General features: G+C 58.2%; 20 protein-coding genes. 13 read left to right on the forward strand and 7 right to left on the reverse strand.

What is annotated here, in order from left to right:
- Nucleotides 1-2: 2 nt before the first annotated feature.
- The 11 genes from Q8N00_01715 (at nt 3) to Q8N00_01765 (ending at nt 11925) form a co-directional block, all read left to right on the forward strand.
- The gene (locus Q8N00_01715) at nt 3-494 is read left to right on the forward strand and encodes a hydrogenase maturation protease (protein MDP2381500.1); all 492 of its coding nucleotides are present in this window, start codon (nt 3-5) and stop codon (nt 492-494) included.
- Nucleotides 476-829, forward strand: a complete 354-nt coding sequence (locus tag Q8N00_01720; protein MDP2381501.1) for a hydrogenase maturation nickel metallochaperone HypA — start codon at nt 476-478, stop codon at nt 827-829. Before Q8N00_01715 ends, Q8N00_01720 begins: the two co-directional genes overlap by 19 nt.
- The gene (hypF, locus tag Q8N00_01725) at nt 826-3171 is read left to right on the forward strand and encodes a carbamoyltransferase HypF (GenBank protein ID MDP2381502.1); all 2346 of its coding nucleotides are present in this window, start codon (nt 826-828) and stop codon (nt 3169-3171) included. The genes Q8N00_01720 and hypF overlap by 4 nt, the downstream gene beginning before the upstream one ends.
- A 45-nt stretch (nt 3172-3216) precedes the next feature.
- Nucleotides 3217-4947 carry an HAD-IIB family hydrolase gene (locus Q8N00_01730; GenBank protein MDP2381503.1) on the forward strand — a complete coding sequence of 577 codons (1731 nt, stop codon included), beginning with the start codon at nt 3217-3219 and terminating at the stop codon, nt 4945-4947.
- A 143-nt stretch (nt 4948-5090) separates the two neighbouring features.
- Complete coding sequence (locus tag Q8N00_01735) at nt 5091-5375, forward strand: HypC/HybG/HupF family hydrogenase formation chaperone (protein MDP2381504.1); 285 nt, start codon at nt 5091-5093, stop codon at nt 5373-5375.
- A gap of 26 nt (nt 5376-5401) precedes the next feature.
- Nucleotides 5402-6514 (forward strand): hydrogenase formation protein HypD, encoded by a 1113-nt coding sequence (gene hypD / locus Q8N00_01740; GenBank protein ID MDP2381505.1) that lies wholly within the window; start codon nt 5402-5404, stop codon nt 6512-6514.
- Nucleotides 6515-6530: 16 nt separating this feature from the next.
- Complete coding sequence (gene hypE / locus Q8N00_01745; protein ID MDP2381506.1) at nt 6531-7580, forward strand: hydrogenase expression/formation protein HypE; 1050 nt, start codon at nt 6531-6533, stop codon at nt 7578-7580.
- Nucleotides 7581-7893: 313 nt separating this feature from the next.
- Nucleotides 7894-9174, forward strand: a complete 1281-nt coding sequence (locus Q8N00_01750) for an MgtC/SapB family protein (protein MDP2381507.1) — start codon at nt 7894-7896, stop codon at nt 9172-9174.
- Nucleotides 9175-9350: 176 nt separating this feature from the next.
- A complete protein-coding gene (locus Q8N00_01755) occupies nt 9351-9752 on the forward strand; it encodes a hypothetical protein (protein ID MDP2381508.1) in 402 nt (133 codons plus the stop codon).
- Between the two features lie 20 nt (nt 9753-9772).
- Nucleotides 9773-10696: a universal stress protein gene (locus tag Q8N00_01760; protein MDP2381509.1), complete on the forward strand. Its 924-nt coding sequence runs from the start codon at nt 9773-9775 to the stop codon at nt 10694-10696.
- Nucleotides 10697-10896: 200 nt separating this feature from the next.
- On the forward strand, nt 10897-11925 hold the full coding sequence (locus Q8N00_01765; GenBank protein MDP2381510.1) for a sodium:calcium antiporter: 1029 nt from the start codon (nt 10897-10899) through the stop codon (nt 11923-11925).
- Nucleotides 11926-12015: 90 nt separating this feature from the next.
- On the opposite strand, the gene Q8N00_01770 is transcribed toward Q8N00_01765, so the two are convergent.
- Nucleotides 12016-12882 carry a substrate-binding domain-containing protein gene (locus Q8N00_01770; GenBank protein MDP2381511.1) on the reverse strand — a complete coding sequence of 289 codons (867 nt, stop codon included), beginning with the start codon at nt 12880-12882 and terminating at the stop codon, nt 12016-12018.
- Nucleotides 12883-13424: 542 nt separating this feature from the next.
- Between Q8N00_01770 and Q8N00_01775 the strand changes: the two genes are divergently transcribed.
- The gene (locus Q8N00_01775; GenBank protein ID MDP2381512.1) at nt 13425-13751 is read left to right on the forward strand and encodes a hypothetical protein; all 327 of its coding nucleotides are present in this window, start codon (nt 13425-13427) and stop codon (nt 13749-13751) included.
- A 1133-nt stretch (nt 13752-14884) separates the two neighbouring features.
- Here the strand turns inward: Q8N00_01775 and Q8N00_01780 are convergent.
- The 6 genes from Q8N00_01780 to Q8N00_01805 all read right to left on the reverse strand — a co-directional run bounded on the left by Q8N00_01780 (nt 14885) and on the right by Q8N00_01805 (nt 21278).
- Entirely contained in the window at nt 14885-15154 is a 270-nt protein-coding gene (locus Q8N00_01780; GenBank protein ID MDP2381513.1) for a hypothetical protein, read from the reverse strand.
- A gap of 29 nt (nt 15155-15183) precedes the next feature.
- Nucleotides 15184-15393 (reverse strand): hypothetical protein, encoded by a 210-nt coding sequence (locus Q8N00_01785; GenBank protein ID MDP2381514.1) that lies wholly within the window; start codon nt 15391-15393, stop codon nt 15184-15186.
- Between the two features lie 457 nt (nt 15394-15850).
- Nucleotides 15851-16351, reverse strand: a complete 501-nt coding sequence (locus tag Q8N00_01790; GenBank protein ID MDP2381515.1) for an MbcA/ParS/Xre antitoxin family protein — start codon at nt 16349-16351, stop codon at nt 15851-15853.
- A 1435-nt stretch (nt 16352-17786) separates the two neighbouring features.
- Complete coding sequence (locus tag Q8N00_01795; GenBank protein ID MDP2381516.1) at nt 17787-19271, reverse strand: CYTH and CHAD domain-containing protein; 1485 nt, start codon at nt 19269-19271, stop codon at nt 17787-17789.
- A gap of 136 nt (nt 19272-19407) precedes the next feature.
- A complete protein-coding gene (locus Q8N00_01800) occupies nt 19408-20247 on the reverse strand; it encodes an outer membrane beta-barrel protein (protein MDP2381517.1) in 840 nt (279 codons plus the stop codon).
- A gap of 161 nt (nt 20248-20408) precedes the next feature.
- A complete protein-coding gene (locus Q8N00_01805) occupies nt 20409-21278 on the reverse strand; it encodes a type II secretion system protein N (protein ID MDP2381518.1) in 870 nt (289 codons plus the stop codon).
- A 528-nt stretch (nt 21279-21806) separates the two neighbouring features.
- Here Q8N00_01805 and Q8N00_01810 point away from each other — a divergent pair.
- Nucleotides 21807-23441 (forward strand): POTRA domain-containing protein, encoded by a 1635-nt coding sequence (locus Q8N00_01810; protein ID MDP2381519.1) that lies wholly within the window; start codon nt 21807-21809, stop codon nt 23439-23441.
- Nucleotides 23442-23450 lie beyond the last annotated feature (9 nt).

Below are 23450 nucleotides of genomic sequence, written 5' to 3' on the forward strand. Positions count from 1 at the left end.
GTATGACACACATCGGAGCGCAACATTCCGTCCGCATCATCGGAGTCGGCAATCTGTTCAGGGGCGACGATGCAGCAGGAGTCCTGGCCGCACGGCGGCTGAAGGCCCTGGTGGGAGACCGCGCCGACGTGATTGAAGCGGAGCTGGCTGGTCTCGACGTGCTGGACTTGATGGCAGAGGCGTCAACGGTATTCCTGATCGATGCGGCAAGGAGCGGTCAGCCTGCAGGGACCATTCATCGTCTCGATGCGTCTGCCGGGCCGATCTCAGCAGACCTGTTCCCTCATTCCACGCATGTCCTGAATGCGGTAGACGCGATCGAGATGGGCCGTACCTTGGGCCTCCTTCCATCTCGCGTGATCGTATATGGACTGGAAGTCGGGGACACCAGGGCCGGGAACGAGCTGTCTCCGGCGGTTGCCGCAGCGTTGGATCAGGTTGTCGAGCGAGTCGTCCATGAGTTGGAGGCGCTTTCGTGCACGAGTGGCAGCTGATGGCCCAGGTGGTCAAGATGGTAGAGGAGGCGCTCAGCCAGGCTCCCTCTGCGAGACCGTCGGTCGTGCGGCTCAAAGTCAGTACGCAGTCTCATATCTTCGAGCACGATGCGGCGACCTTGCAATCGGTCTTTGCTGCGGCCGCAGCGGGGACTGTGGCTGAGCAGGCCGCGCTGGAGATTCTGCCGGTGTCGGTCACGGGCCACTGCCGGCTCTGCGGGACGTCCTGCGAGATGCATGAGTTGCTGCAATGTTGTCCTGGTTGCGGGTCGGCAAGTGTGGAAGCGGAGCCAGTCCCTGAGGTGATGCTGTACGAAGTCGTGGTGAAGGAATGAAACAGGACACCATCGTTCGCCTGCGCATCACCGTGGAGGGAACGGTCCAGGGGGTCGGATTCAGGCCGTTCACCTATCGCGTAGCGCAGGAACTGGGAGTGGCCGGATGGGTGATGAACAGCGCTCATGGGGCAGTACTGGAACTTGAGGGGCCGGTTGCTGTGGTGGAGACCTTTCTCGCGCGCCTGCAATCAGAAGCGCCGGCGGCGGCGAAGGTGGACCGGCTGACCGTAGGACCCGCGAATCCGATGGGAGCGACTGTATTTGAGATTCGAGCCAGCGAAGGTGCTGGTGTGCGGCGTTTGGTGGTGCCACCGGACCTTGCGACCTGTGCCGATTGTCTGGGCGAGATGCGCGATCCGATGGATCGGCGCTTCCGCTATCCCTTTCTCACCTGCACCCAATGTGGCCCACGATTCAGCCTCATCACGGACATTCCCTATGACCGCGCCAACAGCACGATGAGCGGGTTCCTCCTGTGCCGGGATTGCCAGGCTGAGTATGACGATCACCGGAATCGTCGCTTTCATGCCGAACCGATCGCCTGTCCAGTGTGTGGTCCTCGATTGGCCCTGTGGAATATTCAGGGAGAAGAGGTGGCCCGTGAGCAGGAAGCGTTGCAGCAGGCCTGCGAGATCATTCGGAACGGCGGGATCCTCGCGGTCAAGGGAGTCGGAGGATTTCAGTTGTGGGTGGATGCCTGCTCGGAATCAGCGGTGCAACGGCTACGCCTGCGCAAAATGAGACCGGATAAACCCTTTGCGGTCTTGTTCCCCTCTATGTCCGCTGTGCAGACATCATGCGGCCTGAGTCAGGAGGAAGAAGGAGTACTGCTCTCTCCCGAATCGCCGATTGTGCTGCTGCGACAGAGCGAACCGTTCGGACTGGCTCTATCTGTGTCGCCGGACAATCCTTACGTCGGCGCGATGGTGCCCTACAGCCCGCTCCACTGTCTGCTCATGACTGAGTTGAACGCTCCGGTGGTAGCCACCAGCGGCAATCGTTCAGACGAGCCGATTGTGATCGATGAACAAGAGGCGTTGGTTCGACTTGCTGGAATTGCCGATGCGTTCCTCGTGCACGATCGAGCGATCGCGCGGCCAGTTGATGATTCAGTCGTACGTGTGATCGAAGGCGAGCAGTTGATCATCCGGCGAGCGAGGGGATACGTGCCGCGATCAATCAGGATACAGGCGCCCCTGATGAACGGACGCGCGATGGTTCCGATCCTGGCAGTCGGGGGCCATCTCAAGAACACGATTGCACTGATGTCCGGCGATCAGATCATGCTGAGCCAGCACCTTGGCGATCTGTCTACCCTGGAATCCTTCGAGGCGTTTCATCGCGCCGTTGATGATCTGCAACGGCTGCTCGACGTACAGCCGAAACTCGTCGCCTGCGATCTCCATCCCGACTATCGATCAACCCTGTTTGCGCAGGAATTCGCCGAGCGCCACGCGGTTCCGCTCGTTCGAGTGCAACATCATCATGCGCATGTCGCCGCCTGTATGGCGGAACATGGATTGGATGGCGAGGTGCTGGGCGTCGCCTGGGACGGGTCCGGGTACGGAACGGATGGCAGGATCTGGGGAGGGGAGTTCCTTGTCGCAGGGTATCAAGGCTTCAGGCGCCTTGCCCATCTTCGGCCCTTCCGCTTGCCTGGCGGAGAGCTGGCCATGCGTCAACCCTGGCGTTGTGCCTTCTCAGTCCTATGGGAAATCTATGGCGAGAGGATGGCGGTTCAGGAACTTGCGGTCCGGCAGGGTGATAGAGAGGAACGCGACGTGCTATCGGTCCTCTTGAGGACGGGCATGGCCTCTCCCGAGACCACCAGCATGGGACGACTGTTCGATGCCGTATCTTCACTTGCTGGCTTCCGTGATGTAGCCAGTTTTGAAGGACAGGGGGCCATGGCCCTTGAGTTTGCCGCAGAACGGTATGAACAGCTTGCTCCAGGTAATGAGACGGGTTATCCATTTCCTCTCGCACGGGGTGAGGACACCCACGCAATGTGGGTAGCTGACTGGCAGCCACTGATTGAGTCGCTGATACAGGAGAGGCGCACAGGAAGCAGTCCCGAACGAATCGCCTATCGGTTTCACCTCGGCATGGCCGATCTGATCGGCCATGTGGCGAAGCAAGCGGCGTTACCGCGGGTGGTGCTGACCGGTGGATGCTTCCAGAATGCCCTGTTGCTCCGGCTTGCGCGTCGCCGGTTGGAGCAAGCGGGGTTTACCGTCTATACCCATCGCCTGGTGCCGCCCAACGACGGGGGGCTCTCCCTTGGACAGGCGGTCGTGGCGGCGCATCGTTCCGGCGGGAAGTGCGATTCAGACGTATGAGGCGGAAACGCTTCGTGAGAAATTGGCCGATGTGAGGGTCGACAAATGTATCGTCGTGTGATGGCGTTTGATTTTGACGGAACGTTGGCGGTGGATGGGGTGGTGCCCCGTGATCTCGAAGAGGCGCTCGAACGATGCCGTGCTGCTGGTTATGCGCTCTTTCTTGTCACGGGTCGGCGTTTCGAGGCCGTCCAGCTTGGCCGCCTCAGCAAGCTGTTTACCGGAGTGGTCTGGGAGAACGGCGCGGTCTTGGTTCACAGCGCGACCGGTGAAGTCTATCTGCCATTCGGGCAGCTCGAGGATCGCCTCGTGAAAGCAATGAAGGACGCGAAGATTCCCTTCGAGGAGGGGTTGGCGATTGCGGCCACCTGGGTGCCGCACGACCAGGTGGTATGGCAGGTCCTCGGCGCCCATGGTGGGGGTGCAGTTGTCGAGTATAACAAAGGGGCCGTGATGATTCTGCCGGCTGGTGCGGCGAAGGGGGCGGGGTTAGAGCGATTGCTTACGATCTGCGGGTTTTCAGCCCACAATCTAGTCGCGTTCGGCGATGCCGAGAATGATATCTCGATGCTGCGGCTGGCGGAGGTCGCGGTGGTGGTCGGGGATGCCGTGCTGGCAGTTCGAGAGATGGCCGATGTGGTCGCGGCTGGTCCGGGGCCGGCAGGGGTGCTGGAAATTCTGAATCGGTATCCTTTGGCTGGTAAGTATTTCGATATTCCATTGCGACGCGAGCGGCGGATTGTGATCGGCCGGGACGGATCGAACAGCGAGGTGTCTCTGCCGGGGTCTCGCCTGGCCGGGCGGAACTTGGGTGTGTTCGGTGACTCAGGCACAGGCAAGTCCTGGGTGGTTGGACTGTTGGCCGAAGGGCTGCATCGCGAGGACTATCAGGTCCTCCTTGTGGACCCTGAAGGAGATTTCCGCGGGCTCAGGGCTCTTCCGCGATTCGTCGCATTGGAGGGAGATGGTGTGTCCATGCCGGCACCATCGGCCGTGGCGGCATTGCTGGATACCGGTGGTGTGTCGGCGGTGGTCGATCTCAGCCGATACCCGGTCGCCATGCGGATCCCCTATGTGGCTGAGCTCCTGCGCGCGCTTCGTCCATTGCGGGAGCGAAAGTATCGGCCACATTGGATTGTCTTCGATGAAGCGCAGCAGCTGTTCCCGCCGAACGGTGGAGAGGCGGCAGGCTCGGTGATTCCGCTGTTGGACCATGGCGGATGGGCCTTTGTGTCCTATCGGCCTGACCGCCTTGACCCGATGGTGCTTGGATCCGTGCACCATTGCCTGGCAACTCGAATGGTCGAGCCGGAAGCGGTTCGGGCGGTGAAAGAGCATTGTGGCGATTGCGGGATTCGTGACGTGAACTTTGCCGAGATTCCTTCCGGTGAGATTCTCTTGTGCGAGGGGCAAGTGGCCCGTTTGCGCCCGGCCCTCCGCAGGATTCCGCACATCAGGCATTTCTATAAGTATCTTGAGGTTCCGTTGCCGCCTGAGAAGCGATTCTGGTTCCGGGATGCGCGGGAGGCTGTGGGGCACGAAGCGGCCAGCCTGTACGAGTTCTTACAGATTATCCAGACGGTGCCGCACGCGAGTCTGGAGTATCACGACCATCGGGAAGATTTTTCACGGTGGGCGGTGAGCGCGTTGGGCGATGCGGACCTTGCCGCGCGTCTGCGGAAGCTGGCGCATCGACAGCTCAAAGGGAAGCAGCTTCGAGAGGCCATCCGGCAAACCGTCGCGGCGCGCTATGAAGAGCTGAATGCGTTACGCTGACCGATTTCGGTAAGACAGTTGGACGAATTGTCCTTGCCCTCTTGGCCGTCAGTCACGATACCGGATGCCGTCCGACGACATGCGGGGCTTTCTCGGTCAGGCGATCGTTGCGGTATCTTATACGTTTAGCCGAGGTGTCAGATATGTGTTTAGCGATTCCCGGGCAGGTTCTCAATATCAAGGACGATCAACTCCGTACCGCGACGATCTCGTTCGGCGGCACCATGAAAGAGGTCTCCCTCGCGCTCGTGCCGGAAGCAATGGTCGGGGACTATGTGATCGTGCATGTGGGATTTGCCATCAGCAAATTGGATGAGGACGCGGCGAGAAGGTCACTTGAATTGATAGCGCAACTCGATAAGGGAGAAGCGCAAGGCAAGGGGCCTGAGGCACTGGGCAGGGTCGAGAGATCTGGCCTGTTGCCGTAAGCCACTCGCCGCATACCGAGGCAGCGATGAAGTACGTTGATGAATACAGAGAGCCTGCGACCGCTGCGGCATTGGCCGAGACGATCAAGCGAACAGTGACCAGGCCTTGGACGATCATGGAAGTCTGCGGCGGGCAAACCCATTCGATTGTGCGGTTCGGCCTCGATGCCCTGTTGCCGGCGAAGCTGACCCTCGTGCATGGGCCTGGCTGTCCAGTCTGTGTCACCCCGATCGGCTTAATCGATCAGGCGCTCCAGCTTGCGTCGTTGCCACGAGTGATCTTCTGCTCCTTTGGGGACATGCTGCGCGTACCTGGCTCGCAGGGCAATCTGTTCGACGTCAAGGCTGCCGGGGGAGATGTACGCATTATCTATTCACCGCTGGACGCGCTGGAGTTGGCCCGCGAGAACCCTGACCGTGAGATTGTATGTTTTGCAGTGGGATTTGAGACGACCGCGCCGGCCTATGCGATGGCGGCGATCCAGGCGCGACGCCTGGGTCTGACCAACTTCAGTCTGCTCGCGGCCCATGTGTTGGTGCCGCCGGCCATGGAAGCCATCTTGTCTGCTCCAGGCTCGCTCGTGCAGGGTTTCTTGGCGGCCGGTCATGTCTGTACCATCATGGGCTACGAGGAATACGAAGACCTGGCGCGACGCTATCGCGTGCCCATCGTCGTCACAGGGTTCGAGCCGATCGACATTCTGGAAGGGATCGCGATGCTCCTGTGCCAACTCGAAGAAGGGCGAGCAATCGTCGAAAACCAATATGTGAGATCCGTGCGTCGGGAGGGCAACGTGTCGGCCCAAGCGGTTGTGCGAGAAGTCTTCGAGCCAACGTTGCGCGCATGGCGTGGCATCGGCGACATCCCTCACAGCGGCCTGAAGCTCACATCTGCCTATGCCAACTTCGATGCAGCGATGCGATTTCGTGAGGCACTCTCACAAGCCGGTCCGGTGGGCGGAGAAGATCCAGACTGTCAGAGTGGTCTGGTCTTGCAGGGCCTGCTCAAACCGCCGGACTGCCCGGCCTTTGCCACGCGCTGCACGCCGGAGAAACCTCTCGGCGCGCCGATGGTATCCAGCGAAGGGGCCTGCGCGGCCTATTATCGGTATCGACGAAGGAGCGGAAGTGAGTGCTGACGAGAGTGAGAGACGAATGAAGGACGAAGAATTTCAACTTCAATGCCCGCTGCCGGTCTCCGGTGACCGCGTACTCCTGGCGCATGGTGGCGGTGGCAGGCTCATGCAGGACTTGATTCGCGAGATCTTTCTCCGTTCGTTCGACAACGAGTTGCTCCGCCAGCTCCACGACGGCGCGACATTCCCGGTCGGGAAGGGCACCCTTGCCTTCACCACAGATTCCTACGTCGTGTCGCCCTTATTCTTCCCAGGCGGGAACATCGGAAGCCTGGCGGTGCATGGCACAGTCAATGACCTTGCCATGTGCGGAGCGATGCCCCTCTATCTCAGCGCAGGGTTCATTCTGGAAGAGGGACTCTCTCTGGACATGCTCAGGAAAGTGGTGGAGTCGATGGCGAAGGCGGCGGAAGGGGCGGGGGTGCAGGTCGTGACCGGAGATACCAAGGTGGTAGATCGGGGTAAAGGCGACGGGATTTTCATCAACACCGCGGGAATCGGCGTCGTATCCCCTGGTGTTCGCATTGGCCCACAAGAGATCAAAGTCGGGGATCGAATTCTATTGAGCGGCGACCTTGGTGCACATGGCTTGGCCGTGATGAGTGTGCGTGAAGGGTTACGCTTCACCGGCGAGATCGAAAGCGACTCGGCGCCGCTGCATCTGCTTGTGCGTGATCTGCTGGAATGCGGAGCATCAGTCCATTGCCTGCGCGATCTAACGCGCGGAGGATTGGCGACGGCGCTCAATGAGCTCGCTGCCGGAGCGAAGGTGGGCATGACCGTTGAAGAACGTCGCATTCCTGTTCGAGAGTCCGTGCGCGGAGCCTGTGAGCTGTTGGGCCTCGACCCCCTCTATGTTGCGAACGAAGGGCGGTTCGTCGCCTTCGTGCCGGACGCGCATGTGGAGGCATCGTTGGCCGCCATGCGCCGGCACGCAGTCGCACAGCAGGCGGTGCAGATCGGCACCGTCACGGCGGAGCATCCCTCGTTGGTGGTGCTGCGGACCGTATTAGGCACGCATCGTATTCTTGATCTCTTGTCCGGCGAGCAGTTGCCGCGCATCTGCTAGACGTCACGACCGTATCGCCTGGGAACGAGAGGGAGAGCTGCCAATGCCGAGAAAGGGAACTTCATGGAAGGATTAGGCCTTCTGGGATTGTTAGCGGTCATTGTGGGGCTTGTAGGGTTGTTTGTGCTCTATAAGGGTTGGCGTAAACCGCAGTAACCGGTTCAAGCCGGGAAGAGAAAGGTGAGGTATGGTAAGACGATTGCCATGGAGGGCCTGGGAAGCTACAGGCTCCGATGCGACCTCCATCCGCAGGCGAACGGCGAGTTTCTCACCCTGGATGTTCAGGCATTGTAGCCCATGAGTGGTAGGACGAATGGATTTTGAAGAGATCTTCTCGGGGTTTCTGATCGCGCTGGGGGCAGGGGCGCTCATTGGGCTGCAACGCCAGCAGTCCAGGGGCGGCGAAAAAGGGCCAGGCGTAGGCGGCGTTCGGACTTTTCCTCTCATTGCGCTGGCGGGCGCCCTGTCCGCATTCCTCGCTCAGACCATGGGAATGTGGCCCCTGCTGGGTACCATGCTTGTTGTCGGAGCCTTTTTGGCCCTGTCACAGTATCAAGAGTCGAGCCGGAGCGCAGATCCTGGAATTACCACGCAAGTGGCGGGCCTGATCACCTTTCTTCTCGGGGTCCTCGCTCTTGCGCCGGACCTTCCACTGGCGGTCGGTCAGCGCTACCTCCTGATTGTCGCCAGCGCCGGCGCAGTAATGGCCCTGCTGTCGTTCAAGGAACCGCTGCACCAGGCTGTGGCGCGCATCTCGGACGACGACCTCTACGCAACGGCTAAGTTCGTGGTCCTCACATTGGTCGTCTTACCGCTGTTGCCCAATCGCACATATGGGCCTTTCAATGTGCTGAATCCCTTCAACGTGGCGCTCATGGTGGTGTTGATTGCAGGGATGAGTTTTCTCGGATACATCGCGATGCGGTTGGTCGGTCCGCGGCATGGGCTTCTCGCAACTGGTATTTTAGGCGGCGTGGTCTCCTCCACGGCCGTCACGGTCAGTCTGGCGATGAAAGCACGGGAGGCGCCGTCGGTGGTTGCGCTTGCTGCTGTGGCCGCGCTGTTGGCATCGAGTACCATGTTTCTCCGCATGCTCGTGGTGATCGGAGTCGTCGGTCCTGAACTCCTCCCTCGTTTGGTGTGGCCGTTGGGAGTCATGGGGATCGGCGGCTATGGCACGGCGCTGATACTCTATCTGAAGTCGCGGCGAACTCCTCAGGAAGCTCCTCCTGTGGCCTATCAAAATCCGCTTGAACTGCGCACCGCTTTGCAGTTTGGCCTCTTCTATGCGGGAGTCATTGTCGTGGCGAAAGGTGCGCAGGTCATGCTCGGAGACAGGGGACTGTACGCCTCCAGCGTGCTGGCCGGAACGACGGATGTGGACGCCATCACGCTCTCGGTGGTCCGGTTTCACCAGGATGGATTGGACCCCGGGACTGCCGTGAGCGCCATCATGGCAGCGGTGATGATGAACACGATGGTCAAAGCAGGTCTTGCCGCCTGGTTCGGCGGGTGGGATTTAGGTGCGCGTGTCGGCCTGGGCTTAGGGCTGGCCTTAGCCGGAGGCATCTTGACGCCATTTTTCAGGCCTTAACCGGACGATCATCTGAGAGCTGACATGCGCACAGATTCGGATGGCGTGGCGTCAGCGTACAGAGGGCATGGCTCTCGCGTGGTCGCCCCTGGCGGTAGTCATTCAGCAAAAATGTTCCGGCTTACGACGTGACGGTTGTGGGGGGCGGGGTGTGAGGGATACAACGAAACTGACTTATGCCGGTTTTTGAAAGTGTCTTTTACGAAATCGCAGCGCTATTGATGATCGCAGCGGTGTGCGGCGCGATCGTGATTCGAGACGTGAATCTGGCATTGATGTCTGCGTTGCGCCACCATGGCTATACGGGGCGGGTGGCGGCGACGGCCACGACGGTCGAGGAGCAAGCAGTGCTGGAACGCGCCGGGGCGCATCTTGTCCTCGTTCCCTATGCAGACGCGGCAGCGCGGGCAATCGATGCGGTGGCCGGCTCGGTCCCGCCGCCGTCCTGGATGCAGACATCCGCACGACAAGCTCCCGAGAGCATTGTGCCAGAATCGAGCGGGCCGCGACCGGATGAACTCAGTCAGTCGATCCTGCATCCGGTCCGCAGGACGGTCCCTCAACAGCCGGAGGAATGATGAAGCAACAGGATCGATCTGTGAGTACGATTGTGCTGGCGACGGATTTTCTGAGACCGGCCCAACGAGCCTTCGCGTATGCCATTGCGCTGGCGAAGGCGCTGCGCTGTCGCCTGGCGATCCTCCATGTCATCAAAGGGGTGGCGGATGCGCAATTGCCGCACCCTCATGAAGGCTGCAATCTACAGTCGATGAAGACCGCGGCGCTCTTGGAATTAGGACGCCTCGTCCGTTTGGCACAGGACGCCGGAGTCCGAGCCGAGCCGTTCCTGCGAGTGGGTCACCCGGCGACCTGTATTCGGGACAGGCTATTGGCCGAGCCTCTCTCGCTCATTGTCATGGGCACACATGGACGAACCGGCTGGGACCGGCTGGAACTCGGGAGCACGGCAGAATCCGTGATCCGGGAGACGCCTTGCCCTGTGATGGCTGTTCGAGAACTGGTGGCCGGAGATGCAGTGCGAGGGCCGACACATGTCCGGCTGAAGCGCATTCTTGTTGCCACGGACTTTTCCGTCTGTGCTCAAGCGGCTGTTCGCTACGCGGCGATGCTGGCCCGACAGCTTAAAAGCGAGCTGATGGTCCTCCATGTCGTCGAGGCCTTAGATCGGAGACCGGATTTCGGTCGCTCCGGTGCCAGGAATGCAGTCGAGATAAGTGTGGGGCAGGCACGAAGCCAGCGTCGGTTAGACCGGGCCCTGTCCCTTCTGAAAACAGACGGCGTGAGGACTGAGGGGCGTTGCGTGACAGGCGTCCCGATCGACATTATTTTAGCCATGGCTGGAGAATGGACTACCGATGCGATTGTTGTCGGGACGCAGGGGCGGCGCGGGCTGCGCCGACTGATGCTGGGTAGTTTGGCTGAACAGGTGGTCAGACGCGCGGGCTGTCCGGTGCTCGTCGTGAATCCGTCGGCAGACATGTCCGGTTGTGAAAGGGATTGAGTGGCGAAGTTTCGTGAGTCCACCCAGGTCATGATTTGCGTGACGAAGGAGCGCGGGGGGTAATTGCTGGAGCAGATCAGTAAGGTCGTGACGCATCACGGCCTGCCGATCCATCCCGTGCTGAGTGCGAAGGTTGCACGGCATGCGCCGTGCTCGGTGCTCATGGTGAGACCAACTCGCCGCTGAAGGAGGAGGACAGGATGGTTTGGTTTGAAGGGCTCGTGCCGTGGGCGATCTTTCTGTTGAGCGCGGCGGTGATCGTCTATGCCGGAGCAAAACTATCTCGCTATGGCGATCAGATCGCCACCCTCACCGGTCTGGGTGGGCTGTGGATTGGCGTCGTGCTGATGGCGGGAGCGACCTCGCTCCCGGAAATCTTCACCGACGTCAGCGCCGCATTGATGGACGCGCCGGATCTCGCCGCAGGCGATTTATTCGGCAGCAACATGGCCAATATGCTCATCCTGGGCATTATCGACCTCATGCATCGACAGAAACGTGTCTGGCAGCAGGCCGCGTTCGAGCATGCCTTGAGTGCCGGCTTAGCCATCTTTCTCACCGGGCTTGCCGCGTTTTTCGTCCTCTATGGATCGGACGTCAAACATGGCGGTGTTGCGCTCGGGAGCATGATCTTGCTGCTCTTCTACATCTTCGGCATGCGGCTGGTGTTCAGGCAGGAAAGCAGCAAGTGGCGGAAACAGGAACAGGAGAAAGTCGTGGAAGGGCAGAGAGCGGATGAGCGCACTCAACCGAACATGCGTGATGGCCTCAGGCAGGCTTCCTTTCGATTTGCCATGGCAGCGCTGGCGCTGCTCGTGGCGGCGCCGTTTCTAGCCGGTTCGGCCAGCGAGATCGCGAAGCAGTCCGGGGTGACGACGACCTTCATCGGCACCTCGCTCGTGGGCATTGCCACGTCTTTGCCGGAGCTGGTCACGGCGACGGCTGCGGTTCGGCTCGGGGCATTCGACCTTGCGGTGGGGAATTTGTTCGGGAGCAATGCCTTCAACATGGCGGCGTTCTTCTTCGTCGATGTGGCGTTTCAAGGCGGCCCCCTCTTCAATGTCGTCTCAGACGCCCACGCGATGACCGCTCTGTGGAGCATCCTCCTGATGAGCGCGGCCCTGATGGGTATCATCTATCGCGTCGAAGAGCGCTATCTGCTGATCGAACCGGATAGTTTCGCGATCATCCTGGGCTACTGCCTCGGCCTCTGGTTCCTGTTTCAATGAAGAAGACGGGGGTGATGCTCATGGCAGCCGTGACAAGACCGTGAGTCAGGTAGGACTCGGGATTTACGGCCTGACGGATGAGATGTTCAATCAGCGAGGATGTTGAACGAGAGGGACATACATGGTTTCGAGTATGCCTTGCCCTGCTGGGGAGCGCGCAAAGTCAACGAATGCCCGTGCCAGTGCGGTTGCCTCTTTTCTCATCAGAAGGACGACGGGCCGTTTGAGGCGGTATTGTCCGGACTCCACGGTCGGTGTTCCCGGTTCGACACCGTCGATGAGGAGCGCGCGCACGGACATGCCGTAGGTGACGGCGTCCTGCGCCTCTTTTAGTGACAGATAGCCCACGGCATCCAGTTTTCCCGACACGCGACTCAAGACTTGTTGATTTGATCTGATGTGCTCAGCGTTTTTGGGGGATCTGCCGACGATTCCGAGCGACTGTTCGAATCCATCGGTCATGTTTTGATCGTCCGGGCGGAGCACCAGATGAACAGGCCCCCCAGCCCTTTTGTCCAGATTTGACCAGTCTCTGACCGTACCGGAGAACAGGGAGGCGACCTGTTGTATCGTCACCTCCTTTATCGGATTTGAGAAGTTGACGATCACGGCCAACCCATCCCAGGCAACCGTCGTCGCCACGAGATCTGGCTCCTCCTGGCCGACGACACCTATATCGACCTCGTTCGAAGTCACGAGGTCTCCAATGCGGAAGTTCCGGTTCCACTTGATATCCACCACTGTGCCGAGATGGGCCCTCTCGAAAGCTCGGGCCAGCTCCTCCATCACCGGGCGTTCAGGCCCTCGGCCGGCCATGACCAGACTTCCCAGAAGTTCTTCTGCCAGAGCTGCCGAGGCGATGAGCGTAGAACTCAGGAGGATCGCCCAACATACCAAGAACCATTGAGGCCTATGTCGTATGGGCCGAGCCATCTCGTCCCGCGCTAGATCTGTCACGATGCCGCTCCCATTTTCATCTCCATGATCTTCTGGATCCCTGCTTTCTCTGTTGTCATGGTCGGAATTGAAGAGGGCTGAACATTGCGAGGTGGCGTCGCCACTATGTCGGTCGCCCATCGAGGCCGTGATAGGCCTCGGTATCCCCATGGAGTTCAGGCCGCCGCTTTCCTGCGATTGGAATGTGTCTGGCTATGTCTTGGCCTGCTCGGGAAGCTCGACAGACAATAATCTATTTTCACAGGTCGCTGTGACCTTGTCCAGATCCAGATAGTCAGGAAGCTCGATCAGCGAGACAGGGTGTCGTATGCGATCTCACGAATAGAATAGTCGGCCTCAGTGTTTCCCTCCTTCAGGACGGCGGATGGATGCCTGTGCTGAGCCAAGAGACTCCGGAAGCACCGCCTAGTAGATTTTCATGTTCGAACTAGCAGGAGCCCTAGTTGGGAGACTGCCAGTCATGGAGTAGGGTATTGAAGGGTTTCGGTCAAAGCACCACCGAATATCTATTCCCTTTTCAAATTTCAACAGGAGGTGACGCGATGAAACGATCTTTAGTTCTACAATCCGTACTCGCGAGTGTGCTGGGCGTAGTATTCGCTGCCTCATTCGCATTCGCCAATCCTGCCACGCTGCCGACCCATCCTGGGTATCCCATGGGTAAGGCCGTGGATCCTGTGCGCGGGCAGTCCCTCGCGAACGATGCTGGCAGAGTCAATGCGGTCGGCGACGAGGCCTTACTCGAATCGCAGGGCTTCGGTGACGATATCTACAAGCAGGACATGTCGAATAAGGCAATGAAGAAGCAGGCTAGGGAGAAGCCTGCCGCGAAAAAAGAAGTCTCCAAAACGGATTCCGACGCGAAGTAAGGAGTCATCATAACGGCACAAAGGGCGACATTGGGGTTGTGGAGGGAAGACTCAGCCTGGCGCGGTCGCCTATACCGAGATGATGATGGTATGTGCGACCGTCGCTGAAACATGACCGGAATGGTCACACCGATCAGCGCCAAGAGAACACCGATGGCAATTCTTTTAGCGCGCGGTGGAGCTGTTAGGGGAGGTCACCCATTCCTCGCCGCGGATGTACCCCATTGCGATAAAGGATCCGGACCAGAGCTACGGGCCCGTGTAGGCTAAAGCCGCAAAGAAGGTTTCATTCAGGAATGAGTAGGCCAAAGATACCGAGATCGCATATTCACGGATCCATGCAATCTCCATCTCCAGGGGATCTTACTCCATTCCAATCGCGCGTCATGCACTAGCCCTCCTTTTATGCAGGGTGGCGGCTGGCTTCGGAAGCGAAGCAACTCTGGAAGGCGTTTCTGCTGGTTCAAGCCGAGGCAAAACTCCCAAGCAAAGCAGAACTATATTGAACGCGCCGCAACAACCCGGATTGAAATGCGTCAAAAGCCACGCCAGATGCTTGCAATAGTCTCGATCCGAGGATAGGATCCGGAAGTGTGCGTCTTCGGAATGGGGAGTAGGTCAACAACTTTACTTCCAAAGGGTAAATAGATTTACTTCCACGGACATGTCCGTGGAAGTAAAAGTCTTTACATCACCTCCTACACAAGTCCCTGTAATTCCTACAGTCTGCTCCCGTCAATATAGTGCTATCTTGGATCAGATCGCGAAGTAAATGTATTGACAGCGGCGCGGTCGGAAGTAAATCTGTTTACTCAGGCGCGGAATCAATACAGTGTTTAGAATTGAGGCCGATCGACTACATGGCGTGCTGGCTACTGTTTGCTCCGGTGGTGGTTGGTGATCCCGTTGCCATGATGTGTATTCTGCTGCTTAAGAGGAATAATGGCAGTCGGCGGCGATGGGCGAAAGGTCTCAGGAAGTTTCCTGAAAATCCATCTGACGGTTCGCGCGGCCAGTATTCCCCCGACGGCGCAGCCTATCAGTCCGACCACAAGCAAGCTGGGCGAGAGGGAGGACATCGGGCACCTCCAAGTGATCGGATCGCATGAGATCCGTGTCGTCAGGTCTGCAGGCTACTGGTTCCGGCGACCGAGCATGATTCGATATCGCTGCAGACGAAAATACAGTCGAGTCATCACGAGATCAAACTTTCGTCTCCAGTCATGCTCCGAAGGATCAGGCTCCGCATCGCGAGCCAAGAGTTCGTCGAAAATCAGGACTTGAAGCTGTTCAGGACATGTCACGAAGTCGTCCGTGAAAAACTTCGTCACGGCCTCAGGATCGGCCCCATCGACTCCAAACCTGGCGGCGATCTCCTCATACACATGCATGGGCGTTGGCATAGTGCGGTCTTCAGAGCCTGCAATCGAAACTAGAGTGAGGTCGGAGCGTCTTCTCCTCGAAAGGCCTGTATCTCGATCATGATGGCCCGATTTTTCGCCAGGGCTGCATCATGCTGACACGGTAATCGCATCCCTCTCTCAAGCGTACCGCCAAACGCCTTCGCCAGGCGAATCGCCACATCCCACGACAGATCTGCATTTTCGTTCACCAGGCGATTATGTTGCTTCCGGCGGTTCATCTTTGACAGTCCCTTAAGCCGTGCGCCGCTAGAATTCTCTTGGGGTCGAGTGTGACAGGGGCCTTGTGTTCGGGAGTCGTGGCACGGACAAGCGGTCAAATTCACATATCGCGCCCTGATCCATCACGGGCTGTCTTTCCTTTCTCAGCTTATTCATCGAGAGATCCGCTTCTTCTCGTATCGGTCAATCGCCCGCTGCAAGTACTGCCCCGTTCGTTACCAGACCACTCTCTCTGTCACGACAAATGGCATCAGCTTGTCACCCGTTGCCCCCTGCTCAATTAATAGTCGAAACGCAACTGAGCCTCATCATCTGCCGGCCGTAGATTGTAGCGACGCATGAGCTCGTGGATCTCTGGGAGCATCTGCGCCTTCTCCTCTGGTGAGAGCGGCTTAGAGGAAAGGCGAATATTGATAATAGCTGGAGAGATGCTCGTGGCGCATAGCTCTTCCCTCGTCATCGTGACGATCCTTCGTGGCGTGGCACGGCATGTGTCCTTCGTTTGAGGAGAGTTTCGACACGCGTGAATCCCGACGCACCGGTCAAAAGGCTGAAGGGGGTGCGCTGACCCAGCGCCTTCTGTGGGCGTTGCAACCAGGCATAGGCCTTGTCGGCCGACCCGAACGCGTCCAAGGCCAAGAGTCCGACGGCCGCCGTGTCTACTCGATCCAGCGCCGCCATCCGGCGTTCACTGGCCTTCACGCGCGCGAGGGTGCGATCAATCTGGGCATTGGTCTTCTTGAGTTTCGCTTGCAGGGTCGTGAGATCAGGGAGACCCTTCGGGGCGTTGTCTTTCAGCACTGTGAGGAACGCGGCTTCGATCTGCTTGGAACCGGCCAGGTACTGTGTGATCGCCCGTTGGATTTCGCTGGCTATCGAGCCTTTCTCGGCACGAGTGATGTTCCGCTTCAACGCCAGATGCTGTTTCGCTGTGATGGAGATGCGCAGTATCGGCATGTGGAGCTCCTCTCGCCATTACCGAGGACTGTTAACCCATGCGCACGTCTGGATGGGCAGACCTCGTGCCTCTCTGTTGAACGACCATGTGTCACGAAATCGATCGCGACACTCATTCCTTGTCTAATCCCCTTCATCGGGTCCTCCCTCAGACAGATAACCTCTTCACGCGACGCTCGAGCCCCTCGGGCAGTCCTGTAGGTTGGGAACAGACTGGATCGAAGATCTTCTGCTGCTGAGTGAGCAGGGGGGTTGCATGGATTCAAAGAACTGCTGCATCGCGTGGTCATCGGTCTGGTCGATGTGCCCATAGCTTGGCCGCTACGTCCGGGAATAGGTTATTCTTTCTGGTCATCAGTGGTGCGCCTTATATATACGTCTCATGCCGTTGCGGGCGGGCATCCTCTGTCACCATTCCAGCGATGGAATAACAGGATTTTCAACAACTCTGCCTACCAGGCGTGTTCCTTCGTGAAGAACATATAGTCGCCGTGTTCATCTTCTATCCACGCCTCCGATACTTGCGGCTCTAAATTATCCTATGCCCGCCTAAACAATCTAGGTGGGTCCGCCAGTATTTTTACTCCTTACTGTCAACCACGCGCTGTTCTCATTTTATGGACTGTGCGCTGCCTGATTGTTCTCTCTGTGTTGAACGACAGTCAGACGGAAAAGAAGATCACGGCGGGAATCTTGACAAACCCAGGAGTGCCCACATTTCTACATGAAGGCTCGTCGAAGGGTTCAGAGATAGTGGTGAGAATGAACCTCAATACAAGACCGGCACGAGATGAAAATCGGTCTACCAGAGGCGCAGGAACCCAAGGCAATCTCTTACGTGACATTTACCGAGGCAAGGTTTCGTGACAAATCCTCGCGGAGGAAGCTTCAAAGAGGTTTTGTAAAACTCTCGATCACCTGGTGAAGCTGTTGGATGAGGAACCCATGGTCAAAGGTTGAGGTTCGGTGCGATGCCCAGTGGTATCCCCATAAACACCACTGAGTGATCGCCTGTTCACTCGTAGGGGCAAAAATGCTAACAATGCGTCCAGGGACAGGAAACGGAATGAACCTGAATTCGACAATGTATTGAAATAGATGTGGCACCAATGGCCAGGATGGAACTATCGGCGTCAGTCTTTTTAGAACGTAACCTTTCTTTGTAGAGATCAGAAAAGGTTTGCAGTTTGCCCCTACGGTGAGCAGAGGCAATTAAATGGACAACCAGCTACTTCTAATTTATCGAGCTGAGGTGACCACATCCTGGACAATAGACCACTTACTGCTTGCGATCCAAGCAAGGTCCGTCAGTTAGGCTATTTGTGGCCAAGATTTAGGTTTTGGCTCAGGTTGAATCGAGCCTGTTGAGTTTAACTTTATTGAAAATGATAGGGGTCGAGTCAGGAGTAGGTGAGATCGAGATGAAAGTCCCCTTCTATCCTAAAGCATGTTCTCCCTGCTTCAACAGCCCTTCCCAGAGCCTCCGCATCTCTTTGCTCGCCTTTGCGCGACGCTCTCGCTGACGTTCGACCATGCGCCCGGCAACGAAAGCCGCCCTCACGCTGGCCGATTGCTTCAAGAAGGTTCTGACGTAGGCTTCGGCTTGAACGGCATCCTGATACATCCCTAAGACATCCTGGACGACTCGCGCTTTTTTGATGAAGCGGGTTGCCGGTTTACCGACGACCGGCTCCGCCAGTTCTGCTGCGTAGCGGGCCCGTTTAGTTTTGATTCTGATCTCGTGGATGATGGCATTGGTGGGTGACGCACCGACCAAGCGAAGCACCTTCCGCAGTTTCTTGAAGGTGCCTGCGGCGAGGTTGTGCAAGGTCAAGGCAGATTCAACGGCGGTTGGATTCACCGTCGCGTCCTGGAGTCGCCTGATGAGGTCGAGATATCGTGCGCTCTGTAACTCCCGCAGCAGGACGTCGTGGGCATGGTGTCTCTGGACTTCCAGGTGGGCGATGAAGGGCGCCAGCGGTCGGCGGTCTCGTGCATCGAGTGCCGTACTTTCTTTCTGAAAATAGGCGAGTTGGACATCGAGATCGCGAGCCGGTCCCAACAGTTGGCCGAGCCAGCGCAGCTCATCATGCAACGAGTCTGCCCATGCCGGCAGGAGTAGGGGCCTGGCGGTGCGCAGGACAACGCGCAATTGTCTCGTAGCCACGCGCATTTGATGCAGGCTTTCAGGTTCCCTTCCGAGCCTGGCGCCTGGGTCATGCGCCAGCAGCCATCGGACATGACGTGCAAGAACCCACTTCACATGATCGATCACTGGCGCATCCGGTGTCGGCAGTGGCTCAGGACTGGGTGCAGGCAGGGCGAGCGCGCGAAAGAGCTTGGGATGCCCGTCATGATCTCGGGCTCCCGCTCGACGGAGCTGTCGTTCGAGGTCAGACAGCACGTCGTTCTTCCCGTTCACCTGTTCAATTTCGAGTTCTCGAAAACGATCGAGCAGGCCTCCGTCCTTCACGACCGACACCTGGTCGATCGTGACCGCTGCGATATCGATCTTGTTTATGCGCACGCGGACGCCGGCGCGCCAGACCCGTAGTGTTGCGACCGGCAACAGTTCTCGTTGCCCCAAATGGAGAACAAGCAGGTCGAGGAAGGTGGCAGGTGGAAGAGTCTGGCGATCGACCAGCTCGATTTCCTGTCGGCCTTTCATCAGAGGGAGTTTCAATTGCCATGCCTGTTTTCCTAGCGCGATGCGACGGCGGAGGGTGATTCCCGCATGGGCCAGGTCATATTGGGAAGTGTCGTAGTAGATCGAGGTCAGGAGGCGGCGAGGTAGCGGGGTACCGGGAAGAGGGGGGAGTCGAAATTGGTCATCGACGGTCAGTTTGATTTCGTGTTCAACAGTTGAAATGAAGGTGCGGGAGTGACGACGAACAGGTTGACGGCTATTGGATCGAGTCATCGATAGATTCCTCCTGCCGGGAGCGGCCAAGCCGAGAAATCATACTCCGTCTTTCTCCAGATGTCGCGTGCAGGAACTGTGTGAGTCTCAGAGCCTTCGCAGCATGCCGGAACGGCATGCCATGGTGAGCACGGGATCAAAAGTGGTAGGCCACTCCGGCCACAAAGTTAAATGCGCTGTATTCGCCACTGAGGCCATAGTTAGGATCAAAGTTGGTGAGCGTGGCGCGGTTGTATTTTCCCTCCAGAAAGAGTCCCCATTCTTCCGTCGCCAGGACTTTCAATCCGACCATCGCATTCAGGCCTGGCACGATCTGTCGACCGGAAATCGGTCCCGAACTTGTGAAATAGAACGCGCCGGCTCCCACCCCCACGTAAGGTTGGAAGATTGTTCCCGGATAGCGAGCAACTACGTTGACTGCAACCGTGTAGAGGCGCATTGACGCCTCAGGCAGAGACGTCGTGCCCGTGAAGGTTCGTTGCAATTGACAGTCGACCCCCAGCGTGCAGTTCGGGGGAGCGGCGGGAGGAGGAGGATTTCCGTTGGGGGAGAACGGTATGTAGGTAATGTCGTGGATCGTTTTGACTGTTTGGTTTCTTATCGTAGGTTGGGAGGTAAAGGCTTCAACCTCGACGCCAAGCCAGGGGGCACCTTCGTCGTTAAAGAAATAACCGGCTTTCCCTCCATACATCGGAGATTGCTTGAGGTTGGCGTCGGAGGTGCTGAGAGTTTGAGTGTAGGTGCCCAGTTTCGGGTTGCTGAGTCCTCCTTGGAAGTATGAGGTGTCGAGCCGCTCCCCTAATTGATCCATCTTGACGTTTGTCAAAGGCTGCGCGGCGCTGTAGCCACCGTATCCGCCGGCGTACCACTCGCTCTGAGCCGTGGGCGGCAGCATGCAGACAAGGAACCAGATGAATGCCAGACAGGCGCTTGTGTTTGCGAAAATGGACCTGCTGCGATTGCCCCATGAATACATCGAAATCCTCCCGTATTAAGACACGGGGGCACAATAATCTGTAGGGCGTGACGACCCCATTACGGTCTGATTAAGTTCCCGTTAACTTGGCCCGGACATGTCAGCATGGGAATACGTTCAGGTCTCATCGGCTGGATTCGAAGAGTGGAATGGAAGACCAGTCAGCGGATTTCGTAGAGGAGAGTTTGTCGTTGAGCATTGCGAACGAGATCCACGCGCACGGTCCGCTCTTGCCTGAGTTGTTGGAAGAGGGACAGCATCACGCTGGGGTCTCGGATGTCCACCCCGTTGATCCGTTGCAAGAGGTCGTTGGTCTGTAATCCGATCTTGTCGAAAAAACCTTGCGGGACTACGTTGTACAGCCGGAACCCATCGAGTTTGCCATCCGTCAGGTAGGGCACGGCTTGCGCTTGCGTGAGAAGACGCGTCGTGTCTTCAAGGGCGGCGGTCACTTCCCGGCGGTCGAGCACCTTGCGGTGAGGGCCAGCAGGAAGCCGGGCGGGTACAGGAGGTACGACCTGAGGGGCGCCGGCTCCAACCTGCTGTGCCAACGCGAGATTCAGCCATTCTTCCTGTGTGCCTTCCCGGAACAACACGCGATTCTTCTCGATTCCAGCGAGCGTGCCGGCGTTTGGAACCTGGTTGCCCAATCGGTACAGACTTTGTCTCTTGGTCGCCAGGTCTTCCAGCACGGCCATCATGCCGCCCTCTCGGCCCATCACGGTTCCGAATAACGCCACCTTCTTTGCCGTTTCAAGCGGAGGAGCCTGCGGCGCAACGGTTTCGCTCGATGATGCATCCGTCGTTGGAGGAAGAAGAAACAGTTTGCTCTTGAGAATCGTGTCGACTAATTGCTGCGGCGGCTCGACCGGGGTAACCGTCTCTGTAACGACCGTCGATGCCACGCGATGTTCTAGCGGAACATCCAGTGTGTCTGCGACAAAGGCGTTGGTGGTATGTGCGACGACAAGCACAATTGAAGAGAGATACGCGGCAACTGCGATACGCCTGTTTGTCGATGTCCATTTCATAATATGAGCGGCGCACACATTCACAGTCTGTGGCGCGCATCCTAGTCGGCGCGGAGCGCACGCACAAGGGGGTGAGAGACGGTTTGGGACAAATTAACAACTCACCAACTTCTCGATAACAATTCCGTAACATCCCACTCGTACCGTTCTCTCCAGGACGCTGTGAGAAGGGGATTCCTGATACGTGCTGCAGGCCAGCGTAAGGCCGACCGTTCAGGATTAGGACCGGCGGTGAGTTCTGTCGAGGAGTAAGAGACTGGTCATGGAAGTTTTCACAGAGGGATCTCCCGAGAAAAGCGATGGCGTATGAGCATGTTTTTCCGGGCAGTGGGGATCGTCCTGTTCGGGACTGTGTGTCTTACGCTCGGGCATGAGGCCATCGCGCAAGACGGTCGCGGGAATACCAAAGGGAGAAGGATGCTCGCTCAATCACCACGATCGGGCACCATTGCAGAGCCAGGCCCCCGGAATCCTGAGGCACAGGCAGCGAGAGATACTTTGACATCGCCCACAAGGGAGTCACGTGCCGTGGCGGAAGCTGAGTTGACTCCCACCGAGGATAAGCAGGCCGTCCGTTTCCCCATCGAGACCATTATCGTCGAAGGCAATACCCTTCTCGATCAGACCAAGATCGAGGCAGCGCTCCAGCCGTTCAAGGGGAAAGAGCAACAGATCTCCGATGTCGAGCGAGCCAGGGCGGAGTTGGAAAAGATCTATCATGCCGCAGGCTATCCCACCGTTGTCGTCAACCTGCCCGAACAAACGATCGAAGGCGGAGTCGTACGGCTGCAGGTCCTCGAAGGGCGTCTGCTGGAGATCGCGGTGACGGGGAACGACCATTACAGTTGGGGGAACATTCGAGGGAAATTGCCGTCGCTCACGCCGGGCGCATTACTCTACGAACCGACCTTTGTCAAAGAGTTGAGCGCCGTCAACGGCAATCCAGATTTGAACGTGACGCCGGTCCTGAAACCGGGATCGGAACCGGGAACGGTCAACCTTGAACTCAAAGTGAGGGACCGCCTTCCCGTCCATGGGAAACTCGAAGCGGACAACAAGGGATCGGTGTCCACGCCGCGCGATCGTCTGGTTGCGGAAATCCAGCATACCAACGTGTTCGGAGGGGACGAAATCCTGACGGTCAATACGGTGCAGACACCGACGGATTGGGGAGCGGTGCAGAACTACGGGATGAGTTTCGTCTATCCGGTAAGCTGGCCGAGCCATCTGCTGGCGGTCTACGCATCAAAATCCAAAAGCAGTTCGGTCCTGGCCGGAGCCGCCATTTCCGTGGGTGGCGCGGCCGACGTTGCGATTGCCGGTAACGCGACGGTGGCGGGTGTACGGTACATGTTCCCGATTTTCTCCGGAGGGACATACACCCATCAACTGTCGTTGGGGGTCGATTACAAACGACTGGAAAAAACGACCGCGTCCTTTACCGACGGCGGAACAGCCGTCGTATTGAGCCCGGTGCAATACACGCCGGCCTCATTGGGATATGCGGGCTTTTATCCCGATCGACTCGGCTTGACGAAAGCGTCCGTAACCGCCAAGGGCTATGTCGCAGGTCTCATTCCCGGCGGGGACAGGAATGATTTTGGGGGAGATCCGAATGATCCTTTCGAGAAGCCGGGTAATCGCAGGGGATCCACGGGAACCTTCGCTGTGCTCCAGGGCGGCCTCGATCGGCTGCAACCGTTGCCCATGGACTTTGCGCTCACGTTGCATGCCGACGGCCAGTGGGCCAGTCAGCCCCTGATCCCGGCTGAACAGTATTTCGCCGGAGGAATGGATACGGTGCGCGGGTATTTCACCAATGAAGCCATCGCCGACCATGCGGTGCGGGGCCGCGCCGAACTCACGACCCCGGAGGTCCTGACCATTCCGGTCGACCGGATCTGGCAGCGCCGCCGCAGTTCCGATTATACGCTGAGGGTGCGGTTCGCCGCGTTCTACGATGCCGCGCAACTTTGGGTCGCACAAGCCCCTCCCGGACAGACGGCGCAATTCAGGCTCGAAGGCGTGGGCGGAGGCATTCGCGTCAAATTTCCCAAAGACATGGGCTTTCTCACCCTAGATCAAGGGTTTGCCCTGCGCGAAACGTTGCGTACCAAGCGGGGCGACACCTTTGTACATTTCTCGGTCGGTCTCTCGTTTTAACAGGAGCAT

It is taken from the genome of Nitrospirota bacterium, from assembly GCA_030684575.1.
Lineage (GTDB): Bacteria > Nitrospirota > Nitrospiria > Nitrospirales > Nitrospiraceae > Palsa-1315.

Bases quoted from the DNA above. Each gene is read 5' to 3' on its own strand.
- Q8N00_01785 (MDP2381514.1), bottom strand. From the start codon at position 15,393: ATGAACCGCCGGAAGCAACATAATCGCCTGGTGAACGAAAATGCAGAT.
- Q8N00_01800 (MDP2381517.1), bottom strand. From the start codon at position 20,247: ATGTATTCATGGGGCAATCGCAGCAGGTCCATTTTCGCAAACACAAGC.
- Q8N00_01805 (MDP2381518.1), bottom strand. From the start codon at position 21,278: ATGAAATGGACATCGACAAACAGGCGTATCGCAGTTGCCGCGTATCTC.
- Q8N00_01775 (MDP2381512.1), top strand. From the start codon at position 13,425: ATGAAACGATCTTTAGTTCTACAATCCGTACTCGCGAGTGTGCTGGGC.
- Q8N00_01765 (MDP2381510.1), top strand. From the start codon at position 10,897: ATGGTTTGGTTTGAAGGGCTCGTGCCGTGGGCGATCTTTCTGTTGAGC.
- Q8N00_01715 (MDP2381500.1), top strand. From the start codon at position 3: ATGACACACATCGGAGCGCAACATTCCGTCCGCATCATCGGAGTCGGC.
- Q8N00_01780 (MDP2381513.1), bottom strand. From the start codon at position 15,154: ATGCCAACGCCCATGCATGTGTATGAGGAGATCGCCGCCAGGTTTGGA.
- hypE (MDP2381506.1), top strand. From the start codon at position 6,531: ATGAAGGACGAAGAATTTCAACTTCAATGCCCGCTGCCGGTCTCCGGT.
- Q8N00_01790 (MDP2381515.1), bottom strand. From the start codon at position 16,351: ATGCCGATACTGCGCATCTCCATCACAGCGAAACAGCATCTGGCGTTG.
- Q8N00_01755 (MDP2381508.1), top strand. From the start codon at position 9,351: ATGCCGGTTTTTGAAAGTGTCTTTTACGAAATCGCAGCGCTATTGATG.
- Q8N00_01730 (MDP2381503.1), top strand. From the start codon at position 3,217: ATGTATCGTCGTGTGATGGCGTTTGATTTTGACGGAACGTTGGCGGTG.
- Q8N00_01735 (MDP2381504.1), top strand. From the start codon at position 5,091: ATGTGTTTAGCGATTCCCGGGCAGGTTCTCAATATCAAGGACGATCAA.
- hypF (MDP2381502.1), top strand. From the start codon at position 826: ATGAAACAGGACACCATCGTTCGCCTGCGCATCACCGTGGAGGGAACG.
- Q8N00_01750 (MDP2381507.1), top strand. From the start codon at position 7,894: ATGGATTTTGAAGAGATCTTCTCGGGGTTTCTGATCGCGCTGGGGGCA.
- hypD (MDP2381505.1), top strand. From the start codon at position 5,402: ATGAAGTACGTTGATGAATACAGAGAGCCTGCGACCGCTGCGGCATTG.
- Q8N00_01795 (MDP2381516.1), bottom strand. From the start codon at position 19,271: ATGACTCGATCCAATAGCCGTCAACCTGTTCGTCGTCACTCCCGCACC.